A 24,107-nucleotide genomic window follows, 5' to 3' on the forward strand; every position below is an offset into this window, starting at 1 on the left:
CCTGCCGGAACGGGCCGGCCGCCGCGTGCGGACCGGCCCGTTCCCGGGCCAACTGCTTCGCTCCGCCGTGCACGGCGTCCCGCTGTCCGCGGAGCACTCAACGGGAGGAACACGGAACGGCATGAAGACCAGATCACGTAACCGAACGGGCAGGCCGTGGCGCCGTATGGCGATGGCCACGGCCGCCGTGCTGACCGCGACCCTGCTCCAGGCGTCGGGCGTGCCCGCCGTCGCCCAGGGCTGGGTGAAGCCCGCGCTGCCGCAGTCGGAGTCGCCGGTCGCCGGCGGCCCGGCGGGCAAGGCGGTGCCCCGCAAGGTGACCAAGGGGCCTCGCACGCCCGCCGAGGCGCCGGCCACCGGCTGGCCGAAGGCGAGCGCGGCGGCCGTGACGCTGCGGCCGCAGGCGACCCGGGTCAAGGGTCTGCCGCTCACCCTGGACACCAAGGTCGACCGGTCCAAGGACGCGGCCACCGGCACCTACACCGTCGGCACGCTGTCCCGCGCGGCGGCTGCCAGGACGGGGGTCGACGGGCCGGTCTTCACCCTGACGCCCCGTCAGGGCGGCACGCGGCGCGCCGGTACGGTGCGCGCCGCGCTGGACTACTCCTCGTTCGCCGGCCTGTACGGCGGCGGCTACGCGGACCGGCTGACCCTGGTCCGGCTGCCGGCGTGTGCGCTGACGACGCCGCAGAAGGCGCAGTGCCGTACGGTCCAGCCGGTGCCGACCGTCAACGACACCGAGAAGCAGACGCTGACCACGAAGGCGGTCGCGCTCAGCGCGAGCACGGCGACGGTCCTGGCGGCGGCCACGTCCACCGGCAGCGACCGGGGCGACTACAAGGCCACCCCCCTGTCCGCCTCCTCGACCTGGAACACGGATCAGAGCACCGGCTCGTTCGCCTGGGCCTACGACATGGCGGTGCCGCAGGTGCCCGGCGGGCTGGCCCCGAAGGTCGGTCTGTCGTACTCCTCGGGCGGGGTCGACGGCCGGACGGGAAACACCAACAACCAGGCGTCGTGGGTCGGTGACGGCTTCGACCTGTCGCCGGGCTTCATCGAGCGCAGCTACAAGGGGTGCGCGGACGACGGCGTCACCAACGCCGATGGCAACAAGCCGGGCGACCTGTGCTGGGCGTACGACAACGCCACGCTGTCGCTGAACGGTTCGGGCGGCGAGCTGGTGCCGAACGGCACGAACTCCTTCAAGCTGCAGAACGACAACGGCACGAAGATCGACCGGATCTACGGCTCGTCGTCCGACGTGCGCTCCAACGGCGCCCGCAACGACGAGTACTGGCGGGTGACGACGCCCGACGGCACGCAGTACTACTTCGGCTACAACCGGCTGCCCGGCTGGGCCAGCGGCAACGAGACCACCGACTCGGCGTGGACGGTGCCGGTCTTCGGCAACAACACGGACGAACCGTGCCACGCGGCCGCCTTCGCGGACTCCTGGTGCCAGCAGGGCTGGCGCTGGAACCTGGACTACGTGGTGGACCCGCACGGCAACGCCGTCGCGTACTACTACGACAAGGAGAGCAATTCCTACGGCCGAAACCTCAAGGCGGCGGACGACACCCCGTACGTGCGCGGCGGCACCGTGGACCGCATCGAGTACGGCCTGAAGTCCACGGCCATGTACTCGGCGAAGCCGCTGGCCAAGGTGAACTTCACCAACAGCGAGCGGTGCATTCCCGACAGCAACACCGACTGCTCCTCGATCTCCAAGGACGCGTTCTACTGGTACGACACCCCGTGGGACCTGAACTGCACGGCGGGCACCGACTGTGACAACGGCCGGTTCTCCCCGGCGTTCTTCACCCGCAAGCGGCTGACGAGCGTCACCACCCAGGTCCTGGCGTCCGGCGCCTACAGCAACGTCGACGGCTGGAAGCTCACCCACCGGTGGGGCATGGCCGACACCGACTACCAGCTGCTGCTGGACTCCGTGCAGCACACCGGCTACGACGGCACGGCCTCGATCACCCTGCCGAAGGTCACGTTCGCCTACACGCAGCTCGCCAACCGGCTGGACAAGATCGGCGACGGCTACGCGCCGTACATCAAGGCCCGGCTGTCCTCCGTCGCCGACGAGGCGGGCGGCCAGATCGACGTCGGCTACTCGGCCCCGGTCTGTGACGCCGCCTCGCTGCCCACCCCGGAGACCAACACCACCCGCTGTTTCCCGCAGTACATCGGCGGCAGTGCGACCGACGACCCGGACCGGCAGTGGTTCAACAAGTACGTGGTGGACACGGTCACTTCGACGGACCGCACCGGCGGCGCCCCCGACCAGGTCACCATGTACGACTACCTGGACGGCGCGGCCTGGCACTACGACGATGACGACGGCATGACCAAGGAGAAGTCCAAGACCTGGTCGCAGTGGCGCGGTTACGGCCACGTCCGGGTGCGCACCGGCGGTCAGGGCGGCGCGTCGGCCATGAAGACGCAGACCGACTCCTACTTCCTGCGCGGCATGGACGGCGACCGCAAGACCACCAGCGGCGGCACCAAGAGCGTGTCGGTCACCCTCGACTCCGGTGAGGGCGACCCGATCACCGACCACGAGTCGCAGGCCGGCTTCGCGTACAAGACCGTCACCTACTCCGGTCCCGGCGGCAAGGTGCTGTCCAAGACGGTGAACCGTCCCTGGTACAAGGAGACCGCGAAGAAGGTCCGCACCTGGGGCACCGTCACCGCCAACCTCACCGGCAACGCCTCCACCAAGTCCTGGACGTCGCTGGACGACGGCGCCGGCGTCAAGTGGCAGACCACCTCGACGTCCGACACCCACGACGCCACCACCGGCCTGGTCACCCAGACCGAGGACCTCGGCGACACGACGACCGCGGCCGACGACCAGTGCACCCGCACCACCTACGTCGCCGGCAGCGTCCCCGTGCAGGCCCCCTCCCGGGTCGAGACGGTAGCCAAGGCGTGCGACGCCGCCACCAGCCGCCCGGCCGACGTCATGTCCGACGTCCGCACCGCCTACGACGGCGGGGCGTACGGCGCCGCGGCGACGAAGGGCGACGCCACCCGGACCGCGAAGCTGAAGACGTACAGCGGCTCCAGCGCGGTCTATCTGGAGTCCACCTCCACCTACGACGGCTACGGAAGGGCGCTGACCACCAACGACCTGACCGCCGACGTCACGGTCACCTCGGCGGGCGCGCTCACCCGGTCCGCCCGCACCGACGGCCGGACCACCACCACCGCCTACAACCCGACCACCGGATTCCCGACGAGCAGCACGGTGACTACCCCGCCCGCCACGCCGACGGACAGCACCACCGCGCAGACGTCGACCACCGCCTACGACACGCTGCGCGGCCAGCCGCTCACGGAGACCGACACCAACGGCAAGGCCGTCACCTACGCGTACGACGCGCTGGGCCGCACCGCCAAGGTGTGGCAGACGGACCGGACCACGAGCCAGACCCCCAGCTACGAGTTCAGTTACACCATCACCGACGGCAAGCCGGTCGTGGTGGCCACCAAGACCATCGGCAACTCGGGTGCGCAGGACACCACGTACACCTTCTACGACGGCTTCCTGCGAGCCCGGCAGACCCAGGCCCCCGGTCCGAACGGCGGAACCCTGCTGGCGGACACCTTCTACGACGAACGCGGCCTGACCGCAAAGGAGTTCGCTCCCTACTACGCCACCGCGGCGCCGTCCACGACGCTCTTCAAGCCCGAGGACGCGCTGGGCGTGGAGACCCAGAACCGTTACACCTACGACGGTCTGGGCCGGGTGACCGAGTCGCGGCAGATCGCCGGCAACGGCGACGGAGGAGCGGTCCTCGGCATCACGAAGACGATCTACGGCGGTGACCGCACCACGGTCATCCCGCCGGTCGGCGGCACCGCGCAGACCACCGTCACCGACGCCCGCGGCCGCACCACCGAAGTGCGCCTGCTGCACGCCCGCGCCGCCGACGCCGCCTACGACACCACGTCGTACGGCTACTCGCCGCGCGGTGAGCTGACGCGGGTCACCGACCCGGCCGGCAACGCCTGGACGTGGACGTACGACCTGATGGGCCGGCTCACCGACACCACGGACCCCGACAAGGGCGCCGGCCACCACGAGTACGACGACCGCTCCCAGATGACCAGCACCAAGGACGCCCACGGCAGCGTCCTCGCCTACGGCTACGACGGTCTGGGCCGCAAGACCGAGGTGCGCGACACCTCCTCGACCGGCACGCTGCGCGCCAAGTGGGTCTACGACACCGTCAGCGGCGCCAAGGGCCAGCTCGCGTCCAGCTCGCGATACAGCGGCGGCCAGGAGTACAAGACCAGCATCGTCGCCTACGACCGGCAGTACCGGCCGCTGCGCACCTCGATGACCATCCCCTCGACCGAGGGCGCGCTGGCCGGCACCTACCTGACGTCGACCAGCTACAACGCCTCGGGCACGATCCAGGGCATCGGCTACCCCAAGGCCGGTGACCTCGCCGCCAACACCGTCACCTACACCTACGAGGACGGCACCCTGCGGCCGGTCGGGATCAGCGGCCCGCAGAACCTGACCGGGAGCTCCACCTTCAGCCTCACCGGCAAGCCGCTGCAGTACTCGCTGGCCGCGAACGGCGGCAAGACCACGTACGAGACCAACACCTACGAGTGGGGCACCCAGCGGCTGGCGACCTCGCGCGTCGACCGTCAGGACGTCGCGGGCGTCGACCAGTACAACACCTACAAGTACGACGAGGCGGGCAACGTCCTGTCCGTCTCGGACACCTCCCGCTCCGGCACCGACAACCAGTGCTTCGCCTATGACTACTTCGGCCGGGTGACGGAGGCCTGGGCGCAGTCGACCACCGGGTGCGTCGCCACTCCCACCACCGACACGGTGGGCGGCCCGGCGCCGTACTGGACCTCGTACACCTACGACAAGGTCGGCAACCGGCTCACCGAGACCCGGCACGCCACCACGACCGGCGCCTCGGACACCAAGCGGAGCTACCACTACCCGGACCCGGGTGCGGTCCGTCCGCACGCACTCGGCTCCGTGGACGAGGTCACCGGCACGGTCAAGTCCACCGACAGCTTCACCTACGACGACGACGGCAACACCCACACCCGGCTGCTGGGCAACGGCACCTCGCAGACCCTGGACTGGGACGCCGAGGGCCACCTCGCCAAGGTCACCCAGCCGGTGGAGGGCGGCAGCGACAAGGTCACCGAGTACCTCTACGACGCCGACGGCACCCGGCTGATCGGCCGTACCCCGACCGAGACGACGCTCTACCTGGGCGCCACGGAGATCACCCTGCCGAAGGGCGCGACCGCCGCCAAGGGCACCCGCTACATCGACGTGGGCGGCGGCCACCAGGCCGTCCAGGCCAACGACGGATCCATCTCCTTCACGCTGGCCGACCACCACGGCACGGCCCAGCTGTCCGTCAACGCCACCTCCCAGGCACTGACCCAGCGCCGCACCCTGCCGTTCGGCGGGTCGCGCGGCACCGAGCCGAACACCTGGACCGGCACCAAGGGCTTCATCGGCGGCACCGCCGACACCGCCACGGGCCTCACCCACCTCGGCGCCCGCGAGTACGACCCCGCCACGGGCCGGTTCCTGTCGGTCGACCCGGTCTTCACGGCCGACGACCCGCAGCAGATGAACGGCTACTCCTACGCCAACAACAACCCGCTGACGTTCTCCGACCCGGCGGGCACGGAGATCGGCTCCCGGCCCAACTCCTGCCAGTACGACGTCAAGTACTGCAGCAAGCACGAGCAGCAGGAAGTCGGCTACGACCCGAAGACGGGCACGTCCGACTACCACCGCGGCAACATCTACAAGCGCGCCCACGCGGCGAAGAAGCACTGGGTGGCGACGAACACCCCCGTCACGAACGACATCGACAAGCTCCAGAACTACTGGGCCAGCATGATGGACGGGGAATTCACCGACAACTTCTGGTCCAACCCCGTCTACGAGTCGTCCACGGCGGGCTCGGCCTGCTACGGGCGTGAGGGATGCCGCCAGGCCTACCTCTACGTGCTGCACGAGGGCGACCACGCCGACGTCAAGAAGGCCAAGGAGATCGCGGCCACCTACTGCGTCTACCACGCCAGCCAGTGCTCGGACGAGGCCAAGGAGGTGGCGCGGGGCAAGGTCATCGAAGAGGTCACCAACGAGGTGTTCCTGGCCTATCTCGGCGGGGCGCAGGGAATCGAGGAAGACGGGACGCCCTGCAACAGCTTCGCCCCCGGTACCGGGGTCCTGCTGGCCGACGGCACCACCAAGCCCATCGAGGAGATCAGACCCGGCGACAAGGTTCGCACCACCGATCCGAAGACCGGCCGCACCACGACCAAGACGGTCACCGCCGAGATCACCGGCAAGGGCCTGAAGCAGCTGGTCAGGCTCACCCTGTCCGTCGACGGCGAGAAGCGGACGGTCTCCCTGACCGCGACCGACGGCCACCCCTTCTGGGTGCCGGAACTGGGCCAGTGGATCGACGCCACCCACCTCATCCCCGGCGAGTGGCTGCTCGCCTCCACCGGGGCCACGGTCCGGGTGACGGCGGTCGACCGCTGGACCGCCCCGGCCACCGTGCACAACCTCACCGTCGCCGACGTCCACGCGTACTATGTGCTCGCCGGGACCACGCCGGTGCTCGTGCACAACTGCCCCAAGAGGGTGGCACGGGGCGCCAACGCCGTTCCGGAGACCCCGAACATCGTTCACGAGGGGGTCGCGGACATCCAGGTCAACGGACGCCCGCAGCGGGTGGACGAGAACGGCGACCTCGACTTCTTCACGGTGCGGCCGACCACGCCGCTGCGGATCGCCCGGAAGTGGGGTGGAGCCAAGATCTACGACATCCCCAACGGCGGCAACGACTACCGGGTGCTGATCAACGGTCACGGTGACATCGGCTGGATCAGGGACCACGACTACACCAGGATCTATCCCTACACACCTCGGTCGTAAGAAGTCCCGAGGGAATCCGCCGCGACATCGCGGCGCCGTCCGGCCGCCGGGGAGGCAGGAGTCTCCCCGGCGGCCGGGTTCATGTCGTCCCGAGGAGCCTTGGGACGCACGGGTGAGAAAGGTTGCCCCTGTGGAAGAAGCAGAGTTCGCGGCGTCGCTGTTGGACGCGGGCCTGCAGTGGTGCGCGGCGGAAGCCGGCGGCGGCGCCCTGCCCGTCACGGCCGCCTGGCTCGCCACCAGCTGCCGTCGGGAGGACGGACGGCGTGACGAGACCGTGCGCAGGGACGATCCGCAGTTGATCGAGAAGGCGAACGACGGGTGGTTCCGGCTGGCCCGCGACCACGGGTTCCTGGGAGAGGACCGGGAGTTCCTGCTGGGAGTGAACCACGCCGACGACGAGTCGGTGCCGATCCTGCGCTGGGCGAGAGTCCGGCTCCTTCAGGAGTGGGACATCATGGGGGCCGGCGCCGCGACCGGAATCCTGGGATCGGCGGCCGGGTTCCCCGAGTTCGCCATGCTCTCGCTCGACGGCAACGTCATCCTGCGAGGCACCGTCTGGCAGGAAACCATCGGCTCCCTGCTGGTTCCCGACCCGCATCGAGTGAAGATCATCCGTGACTACGTCGAGCGGCGCTCCGCCAATCCCCGCACTCCCGCGGCGGAGCGTGCCGAAGGCGAGGCCTGGCTCAGAGCGCATCCCCCGGAGCACTGACGGCATACGCGATGCCCCGCCGGACGTTTCCGGCGGGGCATCGTGCATGACGGCTACTGGGGGCGACGGCCCCGGCCCCCGGGGGCGCGGCGGGGGAGCGGCCGTGGGCGGGTCTTCGCGGCCGGGGGCTGGGGCTCCTCGGCGGGCCGGGTCTTCGCCGACTCGTCCTGCCACGCCTCGTAGTCCGTGAAGGCGTCACCGGAGTCCTGGCCGCCGAATCCGGCCAGGGCGTCCGCGTGCCGGGACTGCGGGACGCCCCTGACCACGGCCAGGGCCAGCGTGTCGGAGTCGGGCATGGCGTCCGGCGAGCGCTGGGCGACCGTGTCGGGCAGCATGACGAGGGACGTCGTGCCGGACCGCTCGCCCGAGGGGCGCAACTGGACGCGGATGCCGTGCCGTTCGGCGAGTCGGCCGACCACGAACAGGCCCATGTGCTGGGAGATGTCGACGTCGACGGTCGGCGGGTTGGCCAGCTTGTGGTTGAGCGTCGCGAAGTCGTCCGCCTCCAGCCCGATGCCCTCGTCGTGGATCTCGACCATGATCCGTCCGTCGGGCAGCCGGGCCGCGGTCACCTGCACCTCCGAGCGCGGGGAGGAGAACGCGGTGGCGTTCTCCAGCAGTTCGGCGAGCAGATGGACGAGGTCGGTCACGGCCCGGCCGTGGACGTGGGCCTCGGGGATGCCGGAGAAGCGGATGCGCTCGTACTGCTCCACCTCCGACGAGGCCGCGCGGATCACGTCGACCAGCGGAAGCGGCTGGTCCCACTGCTGGGCGGGCTTCTCGCCGCCGAGCACCAGGAGGTTCTCGCCGTTGCGGCGCATACGGGTCGCGAGATGGTCCAGGCGGAAGAGGTTCTCCAGCAGCTCCGGGTCGGCCTCGTTGTCCTCCAGGCTGGTGATCAGCGCCAGTTGACGTTCGATCAGGGACTGGCTGCGGCGCGAGAGATTGGTGAAGATCGCGTTGATGTTGCCCCGCAGCAGGGCCTGTTCCGCGGCGAGCCGGACGGCCTCGCGGTGGACGTGGTCGAAGGCCCGGGCGACCTCGCCGATCTCGTCGGTGGTGTGGATCGGGATCGGGGTGACCCGGGTGTCCACCTGGCCGGGGTCGTTCTGCGACATCTGGTCAATCATCGTCGGCAGCCGCTGCCCGGCGATCTCGATGGCGGAGGCGCTGAGCCGGCGCATGCCGGTGCTCATCGTGCGGGCCACCCAGGCGGCGAGCAGGAAGGCGACGAGCACCGCGGAGAGGACGAGCGCGGCGTTCATGATGGCGTCGCGGCGCGCGTCGTCGGCGATGTCCTGGGCGCTCGCGAGCGCGGTGTCGGTGAGGTTCACCTGGATGCCCCGGTAGGCGTCGAAGCCCAGCGTGGACGCGGCGAAGAACGACTCGGGCGTGATGCCCTGCGCGGCGAGTTCCGCGGCCGGCTTCCCGGTGGAGATCTCGGTGATCATCTTGTCGATGCCGGGCGGGGCGACGAACGTCCGGCCCGCCGCCTTGGCCTGCGCGGCGGCCTGGGCGATCTGCTGCCTGCCACGCGCCTCCGCGTCGGCCAGCGCCTTCTGCAACCGTGCCATGTCCCCGGTGGTGCCGGCGCCCGCGTACTCCTGGAGCCCCACCTGTTCGAGGTAGGCGTACGAGCGGAACGAGGCGAGCTGTGCCTGGAGCTCGCCCCGGGCGAGGCCGTCGCGGTCCTCCACCAGCAGATGGGTGCCGATGGACCGGATCAGGGACTCGGCCGCCTGGGTCAGGGACACGGCGTAGAGCGTGCGGCCGTAGCTCGCCTGGTTGTTGCTGCCGAAGCCCAGCTCGTTGGAGATCTCCATCAGGGGGTGCTGGACGGTGTGGTAGCTCTCCTCCGTCTTCACCCCGGACATCCGGGAGGTGAAGGCGGCCGCCCGCACGGTTTCGAGCTGCTTCTCGCCCTCGCGCACCAGCTGCACGCGCCGCAGGAGTCCGGCGGTCTTCGGCATACGGTCGACCGCCGCGCTGAACGCCTTGGCGTCCGCGTCGGTGATCTTCCGGGCCTGCACGACCGCGTCCGATGTCTTCTTGTCCTTCACCAGCGGGATGACCGACACATCGCGCTCGTTGATCGCGTCGCTGGCATATTTGTTCGCCGCTTGAACCAGTTCGGCCACGCGGACCGCGTCGTCGGCGTCCTGCCAGGTGTCGACCGAACGTTTCACCCGCACGCCCCCGAGAACGAGGGCGACGAGCACCGGAATCAGCAGAACGGCCCGAAGCCTTCTGCCCACTGGCCAGTTGCGGGTGAGGGACTTTCTCCGTCCCTCCGCCGTAGGTGAGTTGTTCGGCAAGGTCGTCCAATCGCTGCTGGAACGTCTCGCGCGTGACGCGCCGGTACCCCTCACTACGACGAGTCGGCGGGGCCGCGTTCAAAAGTGGTGCAACTTTAACCAAAGTTATCGGCCTCCGTGGCCACTTCAGTGCACTCGGGTCATATCGAGTCACAGAAAACCGACGAGTACCGCCTCAGGCCCGTCCATGGGCCTCCTGGGAGCGACGCGACAGCGAGTCGATGACCACCGCGGCGAACAGCACCCCGCCCGTGATCACGAACTGGACGGCCGGGGGAGTGTCCGTGATGGCCATGCCGGAGGCGATCGACTGGATGACCAGCATGCCCAGCACCGCCGACCAGGTGGTACCGCGCCCGCCGAACAGACTGGTGCCGCCGATCACGGCCGCCGCGATGGCGTTGACCAGCAGCACCCCGGAGCCCGAGCTCTGGCTCACCGAGGTGATGCGGGAGGCCAGGAACAGGCCGCCGATCGCGGCCATCGTGCCCGAGGCCGCGAGCACCGCGGTCTGCACCCCCGTCACGCTGAGGCTGGCACGACGGGCCGCCTCGATGCTGCCGCCGAGGGCGTAGACCTGCCGCCCGTAGTGCGTACGGCGGAGCATGACGTCGAGGCCGGCCACCACCACGAGGAAGATCAGCAGGGCGAGCGGCAGGCCCTGGAACCGGTTCAGCAGATAGGCGACGGCGAACGCGACCACCGCCAGCCCCGCGGTGCGCACCACGATCGCGCGCAGCGAGCGATGCGGCATGCCGACGGCCCTGCGCCGCCGCCGGTCGCGGTCCAGGGCGAGGAAGACCGCGCCCGCGGCGAGCGCCGCCAGCCCGTAGGCGACGGCGTCATCGGTGAAGTAGTAACTGGTCAGCTTGGCGACCAGCCCGTCCTCGTCGAGGTTGACGGTGCCGCTGTCGCCGAGGATGGCGAGCATCAGGCCGTTCCAGGTGAGCAGCCCGGCGAGCGTGACCACGAACGCCGGCACCCGCGTCCGGGCGATGGAATACCCCTGCACGGTTCCCGCGACGGTGCCCGCGAGCACCGCGACGACGAGCGCGAGCCACTCCGGCACCCCGTGGTTGACGTTCAGCACGGCGAAGACGGCCGCCGCCAGGCCGCTGATCGAGCCCACGGACAGATCGAGTTCGCCGAGCAGCAGCACGAAGACGATGCCGACCGCGATCAACCCCGTCCCGACGATGTCCACGCTGAGGTTGGACAGGTTGCGGGGCGAGAGGAAGTTCTCGTTGAGGGACTGGAAGGTGATCCACACGACGGCCAGCACGAGCACGACGGGCAGTGACCCCAGCTCGCCCGCGCCCAGCTTGTGCCGGAAGACCGCGACCCCGCTCCCCAGGGCACGGCCGACGGCCCGCACGCGGGTCACCACCCCGCCTCCCGGGCGGCCGGGCGGCGCGGCACGTTCTCCGTGGCGCCGGTGATGGACGAGATGATCTGCTCGTGCGACGCGGTGTGCACGTCGAAGAAGCCGTTGTTGCGGCCCAGACGCAGCACCGCTGCCCGGTCCGCGAGGGCCTTCACGTCGCCCATGTTGTGGCTGATGAGCAGCACGCCCAGCCCGCGGTCGCGCAACTGGTCGATCAAATCCAGGATCTCGCTGGTCTGCTCGATGCCCAGCGCGGCGGTGGGTTCGTCCAGGAGGAGCACCCGCGGTCCGGCGAGGAGCGAGCGGGCGATGGCGACCGTCTGACGCTGGCCACCGGAGAGGGAGACGACGGGGCCGCGCAGATCGGGCAGTTGACTGGTCAGGCGTTCCAGCAGCTTTCTGGTGCGGCGCTCCATCTCCACCTCGTCGAGGAACCCGAACCTGCGGAGCTCCCGGCCGAGGAACAGGTTCCCGACGACGTCGAGGTTCCCGCACAGCGCCAGGTCCTGGTAGACGGTGGCGATGCCGAGGTCCCGGGCGTCGTGCGGGCGTCTGATGTGGACCGGCCGGCCCTTCCACTCGATGACGCCCTTCTCGGCGGGGGTGACCCCGGAGATCACCTTGACCAGAGTGGACTTGCCGGCCCCGTTGTCCCCGAGGAGGGCGACGACCTGCCCGGAGTGGATCTCCAGCTCGATGTCCGTGAGGACCTCGACGACGCCGAAGCGCTTGCACACGCCCCGCAGCGCCAGCAGGGGGGGATCCGGCACGGAAACCAACTCCTTCTCGGGGGCGTCGGGGCGATGCGGCGGCCGGTCGGTGCGGCCTCAGGTCAGTCCGGCCTTCGCGCAGGCGGCCCGCAGCTGCGGGGTGCAGATCTGCGCGACCGTGTGCAGGCCGTCCTTCACCACCGTGTCCCGGATGTTGCCGGCGGTCACCGACAGGGGGGTGAGCAGGACGGAGGCGACCGCGTTCCCGCCGTGCGTCGGCACCTGGCCCGTGGCCACCTTGTCCAGGCTCTGCCCGCGGGCCGCGGCCACCGCCATGGCCCCGCCGGCGGCCGCCTCGGGCTTGAACGGCTTGAAGACGGTCATGTACTGGTCGCCCGCGACGATGCGCCGCAGGGCCGGGAGCTCGGCGTCCTGCCCGGTGACCGGGGGCAGCGGGTCCACCTTGTTGGCCTTGAGGGCGGCGATGCTTCCGCCGGCGAGGCCGTCGTTGGCCGCGTAGACGCCGTCGACGGAGCCGGCGCCGAGGGCCGCGAGCGCCCCGGACATGTTCATGTGCGCGGTCTCGGCCCGCCACTGGGGGGTGTCGTAGGCCTTGCCGATCTTCACCTTGCCGCCGAGCACGGACAGCGCGCCGTCCTTGAACGCCTTCGCGTTCGGGTCGCTGGGGTCGCCGTTCATCATCACGATCTCGGCGCCGGGAACCTTGTCGCCCATCGCCTTCAGCAGCGCCCGGCCCTGGAGCCGGCCGACCTCCACGCCGTCGAACGAGACGTATCCCGAGATCGGGCCCTGGGCGAGCCGGTCGTAGGCGATGACGGGGATGCCCGCCTCGTGGGCCTTGGTGACGGCGGGGCCGAGCGAACGGGCGTCCACGGCCACCAGCACGATCGCGTCGACGTTCTTGGTGATCATCGACTCCATCTGCTCCTGCTGGAGGGCCACGTCGCCCTTGGCGTTGGCGTGCTCGACCGCGCAGGTGTCGCACAGTTGCCTGATCCTCTTCTCCAGCAGGGGCCGGTCCTGCGCTTCCCACCGTGCCGTGGTGGCGTCCGGCAGAAGCAGACCGATGCGCGGTCCGTTCTCCCCGACGGGGGCGTTCCCCCCGCCCGCCCCGCAGGCCGCCGACACGATCGCGGCGGACACCGCGGTCACGGCGACGACCATGTCCCGAATGCGGGCCTTCATGGGTGATACCTGCCGTAGACGACAATAAGGTGGAAATGTGGTGTATGTGTTCGGTTGATCCGTATATGCGATTCTGGTGGGTGGGTGCCCCGATCTCAACCTGTCGGCACCTGCGGCAGGACGGGAGGTACGTTGCGGACATGCCTCGATCGGGCCCTGACCTTCGCCGGAGCGACACTGGCCGCGGTCTACGCACCCGACGCCGGCAACCAGGAGCTTCGGTTGGTGGACGCGTCCGGAGGAACCTCTTCCGGTTCGGGGCCGCCGGAGCATCTCCCCCTGTCCGGCGACTCGCCCCCGGCACGCGCCCTCCGAGTCGACCGACCGCTCTGGCTCACCGCCGAGCCCCCGCTCGCCGCGCTGCCCCTCGGCCCCGAGGGCGCACGACAGGGCTGCCTCCTCGTCATGGGAACCTCGGCGGACGGCTTCCAGAGCGAGCAACGCCGGTTCCTGGAACGCTACGCCGACGCCGTCGCGGCCCTCCTCCCACCCGGCGCCGACCCGCCCCGGCCGGCCCAACTGCTCGGGCCCGCCCTGCGCAGCCTGCGCGTCGGCTCCTTCGTACTCTTCCCGGACACCGGCCTGATCGACGCCGACGACACCCTGCTCGAACTCGTCGGCATCACCCCGGACGACTTCGACGGCAAGGCCGACACCCTGCTCGCCCACGCCCTCCCGGAGGACATGCACGCCCTGATGTCGGTCCTGGAGCCGTCCGACGAGGACTTCGGCCGACGGGACCTGGAGTTCCGGGTCCGCGGCCCCACCGGCGAGATGCGCTGGCTCAGCCTGAGCTGCCGGAGGCAGGCCCTCACCGACGACCGCCCGGAACAGGTCCTCGGCGTGGTCACGGCGACCCCGGTCCTGCGCCGCGGCAGCGACGACGTCGCCCGGATCCAGTGGCTGACCGCCGCCCTCGACGACGCCGCGACCGTCCGGGACGTCGGCCGCGTCGTGGTCTCCGCCCTGCGCGAGCCGCTGGCCGCCGACCGGGTGGCCCTCGCCGCGCTCCAGGACGACCGGCTCATGGTCACCGTCCTCGACCCGCCCCAGCCCACCGCCTGGCCCGAGGTGTGGCGGACCGAATGGCGCACCGAATGGCCCGACGCCCCGCTGCGCTCCCTGCCCACCCTGCAGGCCGCCCTGCGGGACGGCCGGATGGACCTGTGGCCGGCCGGCGCCGACCTCGAACCCGGCCTGGCCGGCATCGGCACCGGCGGCCTCGCCGTCCTGCCACTGCCCGCCAAGGGCCGGGTCGCCGGCGTCTGCCTGGTCGGCTGGGACTGCCCGCACGAGTTCGTCCCCGAGGAACGCGCCCTGCTCACCGCCACCGCCGCCCTCGTCGGCCAGGCCCTCAAACGCGCCCACGCGCACGACGCCGAGCAGGAACTCGCCACGATGCTCCAGCGCAGCCTGCTGCCCCGGCGCCTGCCCGAACTGCCCGGCGGGATCGCCGTGGCCCGCTATCTGCCCGCCCGGCGAGGCCTCCAGGTCGGCGGCGACTGGTACGACGTCATCGCCCTCTCCGAGGACCGGGTCGCCCTGGTCATCGGAGACGTCCAGGGACACAGCGCCGGAGCCGCGACGATCATGGGCCAGATGCGCACGGCGGTCCGCGCCTACGCCATGGAGGGCCACCCGCCCGACGTGGTCGTCTCCCACGCCAACCGGCTCCTCGTCGCCATGGAGACCGACCTGTTCGCCACCTGCTGCTACGCCGAACTGGACATGGAGGAGGGCAACATCCTGTTCGTCCGGGCCGGCCACCTCTCCCCCCTGCTGCGCCTGCCCGAGGGCTCCACCGAAGAGGTCGAGGTCGCGGGCGGGCCCCCGCTGGGCATTCTCGCGGAAGCGGAGTTCCCCATGACAGCCGTCGAACTCGCCCCCGGCACCGTCCTCGCCCTGGTCACCGACGGCCTCGTCGAGGCCTCCGACCTGCCCCTGGACGAGGGCATGCACCGCACGCGCCTCGCACTGGCCGCGGCGGACCCCGAAGACCCCGGCCGGATGGCCGACGCACTCCTCGGCGACGCCGGCCGCCGCGAGGACGACGTGGCGCTGCTGCTCCTGCGCTACGACGGCATGAAGACCCGCCCGATCCGGTCCGGCTGGATGGTGTGGCGGCTGCCCGACGCCGTCATGCACGCCCGCCGCTTCACCGCGCGCACCCTGCGCCGCTGGCAGGTCCAGGAAGCGGGCGACGCCGTCCTGCTCGTCGTCTCCGAACTCGTCACCAACGCCCTCGTGCACACCCAGGGCCCGGTCCGCCTCGACCTGGTGCTGCGCGGCGATCTGGTGCGCGTCGGCGTCAGCGACGCCTCGCCGCGCGCACCCGCCAAACCGGTCATCGTCGACTGGGAGTCCACCGGCGGCCGGGGCCTGCTGCTGGTCGAGGCCATGTCGGAGTCCTTCGGCTCGGTCCCCGTGGCCGGCGGCAAACAGGTGTGGAGCGAGATCGCCGTACCAGGGGGTGCGCCATGAGGATCCCACGCCGATGCCTCGTCGCCGTGGTCGCCGCGGCACTGGTGACGATGCCCCTGGCCGCCTGCGGAGGCGAGCACCGCACGGGCGGCGAAGGCTTCACCGTCGGCCTGCTGCTCCCGAGCCGCGCCGTCCCCCGCTGGGAACACTCGGACCGGCCGCTGATCGAGGCGCACGTGAAGAAGCTGTGCCCCACATGCAAGATGGAGTACGCCAACGCCGAGAACGACGTGACCCGCCAGCGCGGGCAGCTGGTCTCCATGGTCACCAAGGGGGCCAAGGTCGTGATCCTCGACGCCGCCGACACCCGGGCGTTGCGCTCCTCGATCCAGGAGGCGCGCCGGGCGGGCGTCCCGGTCATCGCCTACGACCGCCTGGCCGAAGGCCCCATCGTCGGCTACGTCAGTTTCGACGGCTTCCAGGTCGGCCGGCTCCAGGGCGAGGCACTCCTGACGGCCCTGAAGGCGCGGACCGGGCGCCCGAACGTCGTCATGGTCAACGGCGACCCGACCGGCCCCAACGCGGCCTGGTACCGCAAGGGCGCGCTGTCCGTCCTCACCGGCAAGGCGACGGTTGTGCGGTCCTACGACACCCAGGACTGGAGCACACAGAACGCCCACGCCAACATGTCCGCCGCCATCGCGGCCCTCGGCCCGGACCGCATCGACGGCGTCCTCGCGGCCAACGACTCCATCGCCGCGGGCGTCGTCGCCGCCCTCAAGAGCGCCGGCGTCACGAAGTTCCCGCCCGTCACCGGGCAGGACGCCGACCTCGACGCCGTGCGACGCATCGTCAAGGGCGAGCAGTACATGACGGTGTACAAGCCGTTCGCGAAGGAGGCTGCCGCCGTCGCCGCCATGGCCGTCGCCGTCGGCCGCGGCGAGGACCCCCGCGACAGCGCGACGACCACCACCGACAGCCCCACCACCGAGAACATCCCGTCGGTCCTGCTCACCCCGACCGCGGTCACCGCCCCCGGCATCGGGCCGGTCCTGGTCGAAGGCGGCGTGTACACCGTCGGCCAGATCTGCACCCGTGACCTGCGGGCCGCCTGCGACCGGGCCGGCCTCTCTCCGTGAGCAGCGGGACCTTCAGCACCTCGTGAGGACCGTCAGTACGCCGTGCGAACCGTCAGTTCTGGTACGGCTGCTGGTGCTGGTGAGGCTGCCCGTACGGCTGCTGCCCGCCGAAGCCGTCCGCGCCCTGCGCGAGCAACTGGTCCGCCTGCTCCTTCGTCACCTTCTGCTCGGCGCCGCAGAACGTGCACTGCGTCGCGTACTTCGTCGAGATCGGGAACAACGGCACGAAGAACAGCGTGAACTTCGTGACCCGCTTCCTGAGGGTGTGCGCGGCGGGGTTCCCGCACCGGCCGCACAGCAGCGTCAGTATCGCCAGTTGGTAGAGGTATCCCTTGGTGCCGAAGATGATCACGCTGTGCTTCCTTCTGAGTGAGTGGTCGTCCGCACCGCACAGTCTGCTGCATACCGCGTCACCCGCGTGAGCGGCAGCCGGGTCCATGCCCTGGGCCACGCGGGCGAACTCCCGGCCGCGACAGCCGCGGCCACCACCGGGCCACCGCCATGGTCGTCTGGCCGCCGCAAGACGGCCCTTCCCCGCTCCCCTCACGGAGAGGTCCCGCAGTCCATGCCCCGACTCCCACGCCTGGCGGGCGTCACCGCCGCCGCTCTCGCCCTCGGCCTGCTGGCCACGGCTCCCGCCGCGGGCGGCGAGCCGACCGTCTCCGATCCGCGCGTCGTCGCCCACTTCGACTTCGCCCGGGGCCAGACACCCGAGAACATCGCGCTCGAGCCCGACGGTTCCGCCGACCTGACGTTCGCCTACGCCCGGCAGGTCGCCAACGTCACCCGGGAGGGCCGGACACGGATCCTCGCGACGCTGCCCGCCGTGGCGCACCCGAACACCCCCATCACCGGCGCGGCCGTCGTCACCGGCATCGCCCGCGCCGACGACGGCACCCTCTACGTCAACTACGCCACCGGCACCGCCAAGACGGGCGTCTGGCGCATCGACCCCGACGGCAGCGCACCCCGGCAGATCGCGGAACTGCCGGCGAACGGCTTCCCCAACGGCCTCGCCCTCGACGAACGCCGCAACGTGCTCTACGCCGCGGACTCCGTACTGGGCACCGTATGGCGCGTCCCGCGCTCCGGCGGCGAACCCGTCGCCTGGGCCACCGGAGCCGAGCTCGAACCCGGCACCGCGCCTCCCGCGGCCGGCGTCGGAGTCAACGGCCTCAGGTTCCACCACAACGCCGTGTGGGTCTCCAACACGGACGCGGCGACGCTGCTGCGCATCCCCGTACGCCAGAACGGCTCCGCCGCGACGATCGAGACCCGGGCGAGGGGCCTCGACGGGATCGACGACTTCGGCTTCGTCGAACGGCACGGGGACACCGTCCTCGCCGCCCTGAACGTCAGCAGCCGGGTCGCCCTGGTCCGCCCCGACGGCACCCACCGGATCGTCCTCACCCGGCAGGACGGCCTGTCCAACCCCACCGCCGTGGCCGTCCGCGGCCGCACCGCCTACGTCCCCAGCGCCGCCTACTTCACCCGGCAGGACCCGAACCTCCTCCTGGCCCGCGTCCACCAACGCGCCCGCGACTAGAACCGACCATGGCCCCGTAACCCGGACAGCGGGTACGGGGCCACGGGTGCTCGGCGCGCCGGGGGCGGGTCAGGCCGCCGGGTGTACCAGGCCGTACTCGTAGGCGAAGGCGACCGCCTGGACGCGGGCGTGGCCGCCGATCTTGGCGAGGATGTGGCTGACGTGGGACTTGACGGTGGTCGGGGCGATGGAGAGCCGGGCGGCGATCTCCGCGTTGGACCAGCCGGAGGCGACGGCGACGAGCACGTCGCGCTCGCGCTCGGTGAAGGCGTCGAGCCCGATGGCCCGCTCGCGCGGCCGCGGCACGCGCTCCTGACGGACGGTGTCGATGAGGGCGCGGGTGAGTTCGGGGGTGATGACGGCGTCCCCGGCGGCCACGACGCGGATCGCCGCGGTCAGTTCGTCGGAGGTGGCGTCCTTGAGGAGGAATCCGCCGGCGCCCGCGCGCAGGGCGGCGTAGGCGTACCCCTCGTCATGGGTGGAGGTCAGGACCAGCACCCGCGGCTGATGCGCGTCCGGCCCCGCGGAGTCACCGCGGACCGGTGCGAGGTGTGAGGGGCGTGCGATGTGGCGGATGGTCGCGATGTCGTCGGCGTCGGGGCGATGGCTGCCCATCAGGACGACGTCGGGGCGGAGTTCGGCGCTCATACGGACCGCTTCGGCGGCGCTCGCGGTGTCGCCCACGACGGTCAGGTCGGGCTCGGCGGCCAGCAGCATGCGCAGGCCGAGGCGTTGGAGGGACTGGTCGTTGACGACGAGTACGGAGGCCATGGCTGTCGTTCTCCATGTGGTGGGGGCAAACGCCTCTTATGAACGAAACGGTTTCGTTCACTTGGAAGCCAGAGTAGCCCTCGGACTCATCGAAACGGCACCGTTTTCTTGTGCTATGGATCACACGGCGGAGACTCGCATGGGAAAGACATGACGGGGTCCCTGCCTTTTCTCAAGGCAGGGACCCGGCCGTTTATGCCCAGCAGCCGTTGACGGTCGCGGCGAGACCGTCCATGGCGTCCTTGATGTCGTTCGGGTTGGCCGTGGAGCCGTTCTCGATGAACGAGAACACCTTCCACTTGCCGTCCTTGCCCTGCGTCAGACCGCTCAGGGCGATGGCGCCGGTGAGGGTGCCGGTCTTCGCGTGCACCTTGCCGACGGCGCACTTGGAGTTCACGTCGTCGAAGCGGCCCCACTCCGGGCCGAGGGTGCTGCCGGCCTCACCGGAGACGGGCAGGCCGTCGAGGATGGACCCGAGGGTGTGGGCGTAGCGGGATTCCGTCAGCAGTTCGAGGATGTCCGCGAGGGTGGCGGCCGGGATGCGGTCGGCCCGCGACAGGCCGCTGCCGTCGTACATCTCGAAGTGGTCGAGCGACACCCCGTACCGCTGGCTCAGCACCTGGCGCACGACCTGCGTGCCGTCCTCGAAGGTGGCCTGGCGGCCCGCGCCCAGCGCGGTCATCCGCAACAGGGTCTCGGCCATGTTGTTGTCGCTGGTCTTGAGCATCGTGTGGACGATGTCCGACAGCGGCGCCGACGTGTGCCGGGCGACCGGCACGTCGCCCTTGCTCGCCGTGGCGCGGCCGACGGCGCCGTCGACCGTGACGCCGGCCGTGGCGAGCTGCTGGGCGAAGACCTGCCCGGCGTCGAGGGAGGTGTCCTCCACACCGTGCCCGTCCACGACGAGCGCCCGCACCGGGGCGACCGAGTCGGGGTAGTAGCCGGTGTTCCAGCCGTTGGCCAGGGTCGGTTCGGGGAAGAGGCTGTCGTCCACGGCGACCTTCACCGTGGTCAGCCCCGCGGCCTTGAGCCCGGCGACCGCGGTCTTGGCCAGCTCGGTGAGGTCGGCGGTGGTCAACGTCCGGTCGCCGCCCCCGATGAGGGTCAGGGTGCCGTTGCCGTAGACGACCTTCGTGGTGAAGCGGTGGTGGGGGCCGAGAACCGTCAGAGCCGCGGTCGACGTGGCGAGCTTGACGTTGGACGCCGGCATCATCGCCGTCGCCCCGTTGTGGTCCCAGAGCGTGCTGTCCGAGTCGGCGTCGAGGACGACCCCGCTGACGTTGGCTCCCAGGCGCTGGTCGAGCACCCGGGTTTCGAGGTTCGTGACCATCTGCTGGTCGTCCGCGTCGAGACCCTGGCTCGGTGCGGTGTCCTTGGCCGTCGTGCCGATGCCCTTCTCGGCGGCGAACGCCGAAGGGCCGGCCAGGGCGGCAGAGGTGACGGGTACGGCCAGCGCGAGCACGATCGCCCGCCGGACGCCGGTGCTGCTCTGCTTGGCCTTGCGGTGCCGGCGGCGACCGCCCGGGACAAAAGAGTTCACAGGGGTTTCCGCCGTTATGTCGTTCATGGATTGTCTCAAGGCTTTCGTGTGGGGGCCCTGCACGAGAGAATTCCGGCGCACCATACCACCCGTCACATGCGCCCCACAGGTGACACATTCGCCTGCTGACGGAAATTCAGCGGCCGGAATTCCCCCCTCTTTCACACCCCGTTCAGGAAGTCGTCCCCAGGCTCTGCGTCGTGTAGGCGCATTCCGTGTAGATGTAGCCCGATTCGAGTTTCGCCGTGTCCGAGGCGGGCGAGGCGAGGCTGTCGTTCATCGGCTTGTGCAGGAAGTACACGGTGCCGACCGGCAGGCTGATGGTGCGCTCCGGATAGTTCTTGCCGCTGTCGCTGCAGGGCTCGAAACCCCGCGTGATGGTGCTGATCATGGAGTACGCCTTGCAACTGCCGCACCCCTTGAGGGTGAAGCTGCCGGTGACCGGTCCGGTGTAGAGGACGGTGATCTCGTCGGGGCTGTCGTTCTGCACCGTCACCGAGATGCTGCCGCCCTGCCGGGTCGTCGGCAGCGTCTTGCCGGCGGCCGGGACCGTCTGGGCGATCTCCGCCGCTATCGCGAACTTCTTCGCCAGGGCCGCGTTCTTGGCGGCCTTGTGGCCGGAGGCCCACTCGGTCATCGTCGTCTGCGCCGACTTGAAGTCGCCGTCCCGGTACTGGTCCACGCCACACGTGTACGTGCCGTTGTCGGCGCTCGCGTCCGCCCGCCGGGCGTCCTTGTCGAGAGCGGCGCCGACCTCCGCCCGCTCCGACGGCACGGCGACGATCTGCGAGCCGAGCGTGCGCAGCCGCTCGACCGCCGAGCACGGTTCCGCGCCACGCAGGTCCTTCTCCGCCCGGACGACGGCGGCTGCCACCGCCGGCTCGGCCTTCGCGGCCTGCGCCGACTCGGGGAACGTGGTCAGCAGCTTCCCGAACTGCGCGGCCCAGGTGTCCCCGCCTGCTGCGAGCGCCGTCGACGCGCACTCGTACAGCGAGGTGGCCAGGCGGTCGTCGGGCCAGGACGTCAGCTCTCCGAGGTCCGTGTCGGGCAGGCTCTTGGGGACCGTGCGCAGATACGTCAACGGCTCTATCGCCTGGCAGTAGTTGCCCTGCTCGAAGGTGGCGCCGACCGTCGTGTAGAAGGTCTTCATCCGCGCGGGCACCCGCTCGGCCGCCCGGGACCCGGGATGGTCGGCCCTGAGGTCCGCGTAGGCCCCCAGCGCCTTGCGGTAGTCGGCCTGGGCGGTGGAGAAGGGCTTCTCTCCGGCGGCCTGCACCAGCCGGCCGGCCTCGTCGAGCCGGTCGAGGAGCATCTGCTGCGTCGCCTCGTCCCGGGCGTCGTCGTAGAGCACGACACCCCCGGCCGGCACGACGAGCAGGAGCAGTCCGAGTCCGAGCGCGAGCGGCGCCTGCCGGAGCCCGGCCAGCGGGGTGCGCAGGCCCAGGCGCGCACCGTGTGCCGCCACCGCCACGAGGAACCCGACGTACACCACGAGCGCGAAGACCGGGACGCCGTCCGGGTCGGCCGGCAGTGCCACGAACAGCAGGACGGCGGTGGCGATCCAGCACAGCACCGTGAGGGCCCGGCGGCGCATCAGCGCGTAGCCCAGGCCCAGACCGCTGAGGTTGAGCACGGCCACCGCGACCGCCCGCACACCGTCCGCCGGGGCCGGCGGCGGGGCCGCGGGCATGGGCGGGACATGGAACGTGTCGTAACCGCCGGTGTTGTAACCGCCGGTGTTGTCGTATCTGTCGTACTGGTCCCCCGACATGGTGGCTCCCCCCGGTCAACTTCGCCCGCACACCGCTGATTTGTCAGTGTACGGGCGAAGAGGGCGCCTCCGACAGAGGCGGCGAGGGCGGGAAGCCGGCCGGGCCGCCACCGGGGGCAGAGGTGGCGGCCGCGGCTGCTATCGCATCAGGCATGGGTCAGGCCACACCTCCCACCGTCTTCTTGCGGCGCAGGGCGTAGAAGCCGGTGCCGGCGACGGCGAGGATGCCGAGACCGGCCGCGGACACCGAAGGCGTGGCGAGGGCGCCGCCGCCGGTGTGCATGCCGCCGCTGGGCTTGTCGTGCTCCTTGCTCCAGCCGCCCGACTCCTCCTTGTCACCCTTCCCGGAGTCGTCCTTGCCGTGATCGCTGTCGTGGTCCTTGTAGGTCTCGGGGTCGTACTTCGGGTCCTTCGCGCCGCGGTCGCTGTTGTCGTTCAGCAGGGCCAGCGCGCCGCCGCCGGTGTGCATGCCGCCGTGCGGGCTCTCGTGCTCCCCCTTGCCGTGCTCCTTGCCGTGCTCCTTGCCGTGGTCCGAGTCCTCGCCCTTGCCGTGGTCCGAGTCCTCGCCCTTGCCGTGGTCCGAGTCCTCGCCCTTGCCGTGGTCCGAGTCCTCGCCCTTGCCGTGCTCGGAGTCCTCGTCCTTGCCGTGCGAGGAGTCCTCGTCGTCGCCGTAGGAGGATTCGTCCCCCTTGCCGTGGGAGGATTCGTCCCCCTTGCTGGAGGAGGATTCGTCTCCCTTGCTGTACGAGGAGTCGTCCTCCTTGCTGTACGAAGAGGAGTCGTGGTCCCGGTCCCCGTCGGCGGCGTGGACGCCGGGGGCGCCGATGGCGATGGCGGCCGTGGCCGCCGCGGTGGCCAGAATCATGCGAGCAGAACGCATCTGATGGTCCTTCCGTCACGACCGGGCAGCCGACACTTCGTCAGCTGACGTGACCCGGCCCGACGTGATCCACCGTCAGGCAGTAGTCCCGCCGCCACCACTCGAGGCGCTCACCCGGGTGAACCGGCCCGCGCTGCCCACGATCCGCGCCCCCGATTCGCCCCTCTCGGGGAATCACTCCAATGGCGCAGAGCCAAAACGATTCCCGGGGTGAAGAGGCGCGGCATCCGGTCACCTTCGAGGGGAACGCCACGATCCTGAGGCAGGCATCCGGGATCTGCCCGCATGCCTCGTATCCGGCCCTGATGCCTCATATTCGGCAAGGAGTTCTGCTGTGAGTGTTCGTCGTACGGTGCTCAGCACCCTCGGTTCCGTCGCACTCGTGCTCGCCTCTCTGGGCGCGGTGACCGCCGCCGCCACGAGCCCCGCGGCCGCGAACCCGTGCGGCTTCTACGAGACCGGTTCCGACGCCTTCTACAACCACTGCACGTCCGACGGCTCACATGTGGTCATCAAGGTCGAGGTCGCCCTGGCGCCCGACTACGAGTGGTGCGTCGGTCCCGGCACGACCTGGCTGGGCTCGGCCCGCAAGATCCAGGGCGCCCACTACACCGGCCGCACCTGCTGACAGGCGCTCACCCAGCGGCTGCCGGGGTCCGGGACGAAGCCGTCCCGGACCCCGGCAGCCAATGGTCATAGGCTGAATGCTAGTGCTCCTAGGTTGTGTGTTTTCCGTGACGTAGAGTCGAGGGCG

Annotated in this window: 15 protein-coding genes; 6 read left to right on the forward strand and 9 right to left on the reverse strand. The window is 70.7% G+C overall.

From position 1 onward, the window contains the following. The first annotated feature begins 121 nt into the window (after positions 1-121). Together ACZ5SK_RS03270 and ACZ5SK_RS03275 are read left to right on the forward strand one after the other, a co-directional pair. A complete protein-coding gene (locus tag ACZ5SK_RS03270; RefSeq protein ID WP_468575229.1) occupies positions 122-6,958 on the forward strand; it encodes a polymorphic toxin-type HINT domain-containing protein in 6,837 nt (2,278 codons plus the stop codon). A 130-nt stretch (positions 6,959-7,088) separates the two neighbouring features. Beyond that, on the forward strand, positions 7,089-7,670 hold the full coding sequence (locus tag ACZ5SK_RS03275; RefSeq protein ID WP_334582948.1) for a hypothetical protein: 582 nt from the start codon (positions 7,089-7,091) through the stop codon (positions 7,668-7,670). Positions 7,671-7,723: 53 nt separating this feature from the next. Here the strand turns inward: ACZ5SK_RS03275 and ACZ5SK_RS03280 are convergent, their stop codons facing one another. The 4 genes from ACZ5SK_RS03280 to ACZ5SK_RS03295 form a co-directional block, all read right to left on the reverse strand. Next, a complete protein-coding gene (locus ACZ5SK_RS03280) occupies positions 7,724-9,925 on the reverse strand; it encodes a sensor histidine kinase (protein ID WP_334582947.1) in 2,202 nt (733 codons plus the stop codon). A gap of 235 nt (positions 9,926-10,160) precedes the next feature. Next, entirely contained in the window at positions 10,161-11,360 is a 1,200-nt protein-coding gene (locus ACZ5SK_RS03285) for a sugar ABC transporter permease (RefSeq protein WP_334583807.1), read from the reverse strand. A gap of 5 nt (positions 11,361-11,365) precedes the next feature. Continuing rightward, positions 11,366-12,139 (reverse strand): ATP-binding cassette domain-containing protein, encoded by a 774-nt coding sequence (locus tag ACZ5SK_RS03290; RefSeq protein ID WP_468575231.1) that lies wholly within the window; start codon positions 12,137-12,139, stop codon positions 11,366-11,368. Positions 12,140-12,196: 57 nt separating this feature from the next. Further along, the gene (locus ACZ5SK_RS03295; protein ID WP_334582945.1) at positions 12,197-13,285 is read right to left on the reverse strand and encodes a sugar ABC transporter substrate-binding protein; all 1,089 of its coding nucleotides are present in this window, start codon (positions 13,283-13,285) and stop codon (positions 12,197-12,199) included. A gap of 132 nt (positions 13,286-13,417) precedes the next feature. On the opposite strand from ACZ5SK_RS03295, the gene ACZ5SK_RS03300 reads away from it, so the two are divergent. Together ACZ5SK_RS03300 and ACZ5SK_RS03305 are read left to right on the forward strand one after the other, a co-directional pair. Next, positions 13,418-15,766 (forward strand): SpoIIE family protein phosphatase, encoded by a 2,349-nt coding sequence (locus ACZ5SK_RS03300; RefSeq protein WP_334582944.1) that lies wholly within the window; start codon positions 13,418-13,420, stop codon positions 15,764-15,766. Continuing rightward, positions 15,763-16,845: a substrate-binding domain-containing protein gene (locus tag ACZ5SK_RS03305; protein WP_468156263.1), complete on the forward strand. Its 1,083-nt coding sequence runs from the start codon at positions 15,763-15,765 to the stop codon at positions 16,843-16,845. The genes ACZ5SK_RS03300 and ACZ5SK_RS03305 overlap by 4 nt, the downstream gene beginning before the upstream one ends. A gap of 52 nt (positions 16,846-16,897) precedes the next feature. On the opposite strand, the gene ACZ5SK_RS03310 is transcribed toward ACZ5SK_RS03305, so the two are convergent. Beyond that, positions 16,898-17,197: a zinc-ribbon domain-containing protein gene (locus tag ACZ5SK_RS03310; RefSeq protein WP_468156261.1), complete on the reverse strand. Its 300-nt coding sequence runs from the start codon at positions 17,195-17,197 to the stop codon at positions 16,898-16,900. A 213-nt stretch (positions 17,198-17,410) separates the two neighbouring features. Here ACZ5SK_RS03310 and ACZ5SK_RS03315 point away from each other — a divergent pair, with 213 nt between their 5' ends. Next, positions 17,411-18,391, forward strand: a complete 981-nt coding sequence (locus ACZ5SK_RS03315; protein WP_334582942.1) for an SMP-30/gluconolactonase/LRE family protein — start codon at positions 17,411-17,413, stop codon at positions 18,389-18,391. Between the two features lie 69 nt (positions 18,392-18,460). Here ACZ5SK_RS03315 and ACZ5SK_RS03320 read toward each other — a convergent pair whose 3' ends face one another. The 4 genes from ACZ5SK_RS03320 to ACZ5SK_RS03335 form a co-directional block, all read right to left on the reverse strand. After that, positions 18,461-19,162, reverse strand: a complete 702-nt coding sequence (locus tag ACZ5SK_RS03320) for a response regulator transcription factor (protein WP_361704325.1) — start codon at positions 19,160-19,162, stop codon at positions 18,461-18,463. 193 nt (positions 19,163-19,355) lie between these two features. After that, the gene (gene dacB, locus ACZ5SK_RS03325; protein WP_334582940.1) at positions 19,356-20,729 is read right to left on the reverse strand and encodes a D-alanyl-D-alanine carboxypeptidase/D-alanyl-D-alanine endopeptidase; all 1,374 of its coding nucleotides are present in this window, start codon (positions 20,727-20,729) and stop codon (positions 19,356-19,358) included. A 145-nt stretch (positions 20,730-20,874) separates the two neighbouring features. Continuing rightward, a complete protein-coding gene (locus ACZ5SK_RS03330; RefSeq protein WP_361704323.1) occupies positions 20,875-22,473 on the reverse strand; it encodes a hypothetical protein in 1,599 nt (532 codons plus the stop codon). Positions 22,474-22,630: 157 nt separating this feature from the next. Next, entirely contained in the window at positions 22,631-23,353 is a 723-nt protein-coding gene (locus ACZ5SK_RS03335; protein ID WP_468575235.1) for a hypothetical protein, read from the reverse strand. Positions 23,354-23,687: 334 nt separating this feature from the next. Here ACZ5SK_RS03335 and ACZ5SK_RS03340 point away from each other — a divergent pair, with 334 nt between their 5' ends. Next, positions 23,688-23,981 (forward strand): DUF6355 family natural product biosynthesis protein, encoded by a 294-nt coding sequence (locus tag ACZ5SK_RS03340; RefSeq protein WP_334582937.1) that lies wholly within the window; start codon positions 23,688-23,690, stop codon positions 23,979-23,981. Positions 23,982-24,107: the final 126 nt, after the last annotated feature.

The sequence above is a fragment of the Streptomyces sp. NPDC031474 genome, assembly GCF_055581185.1.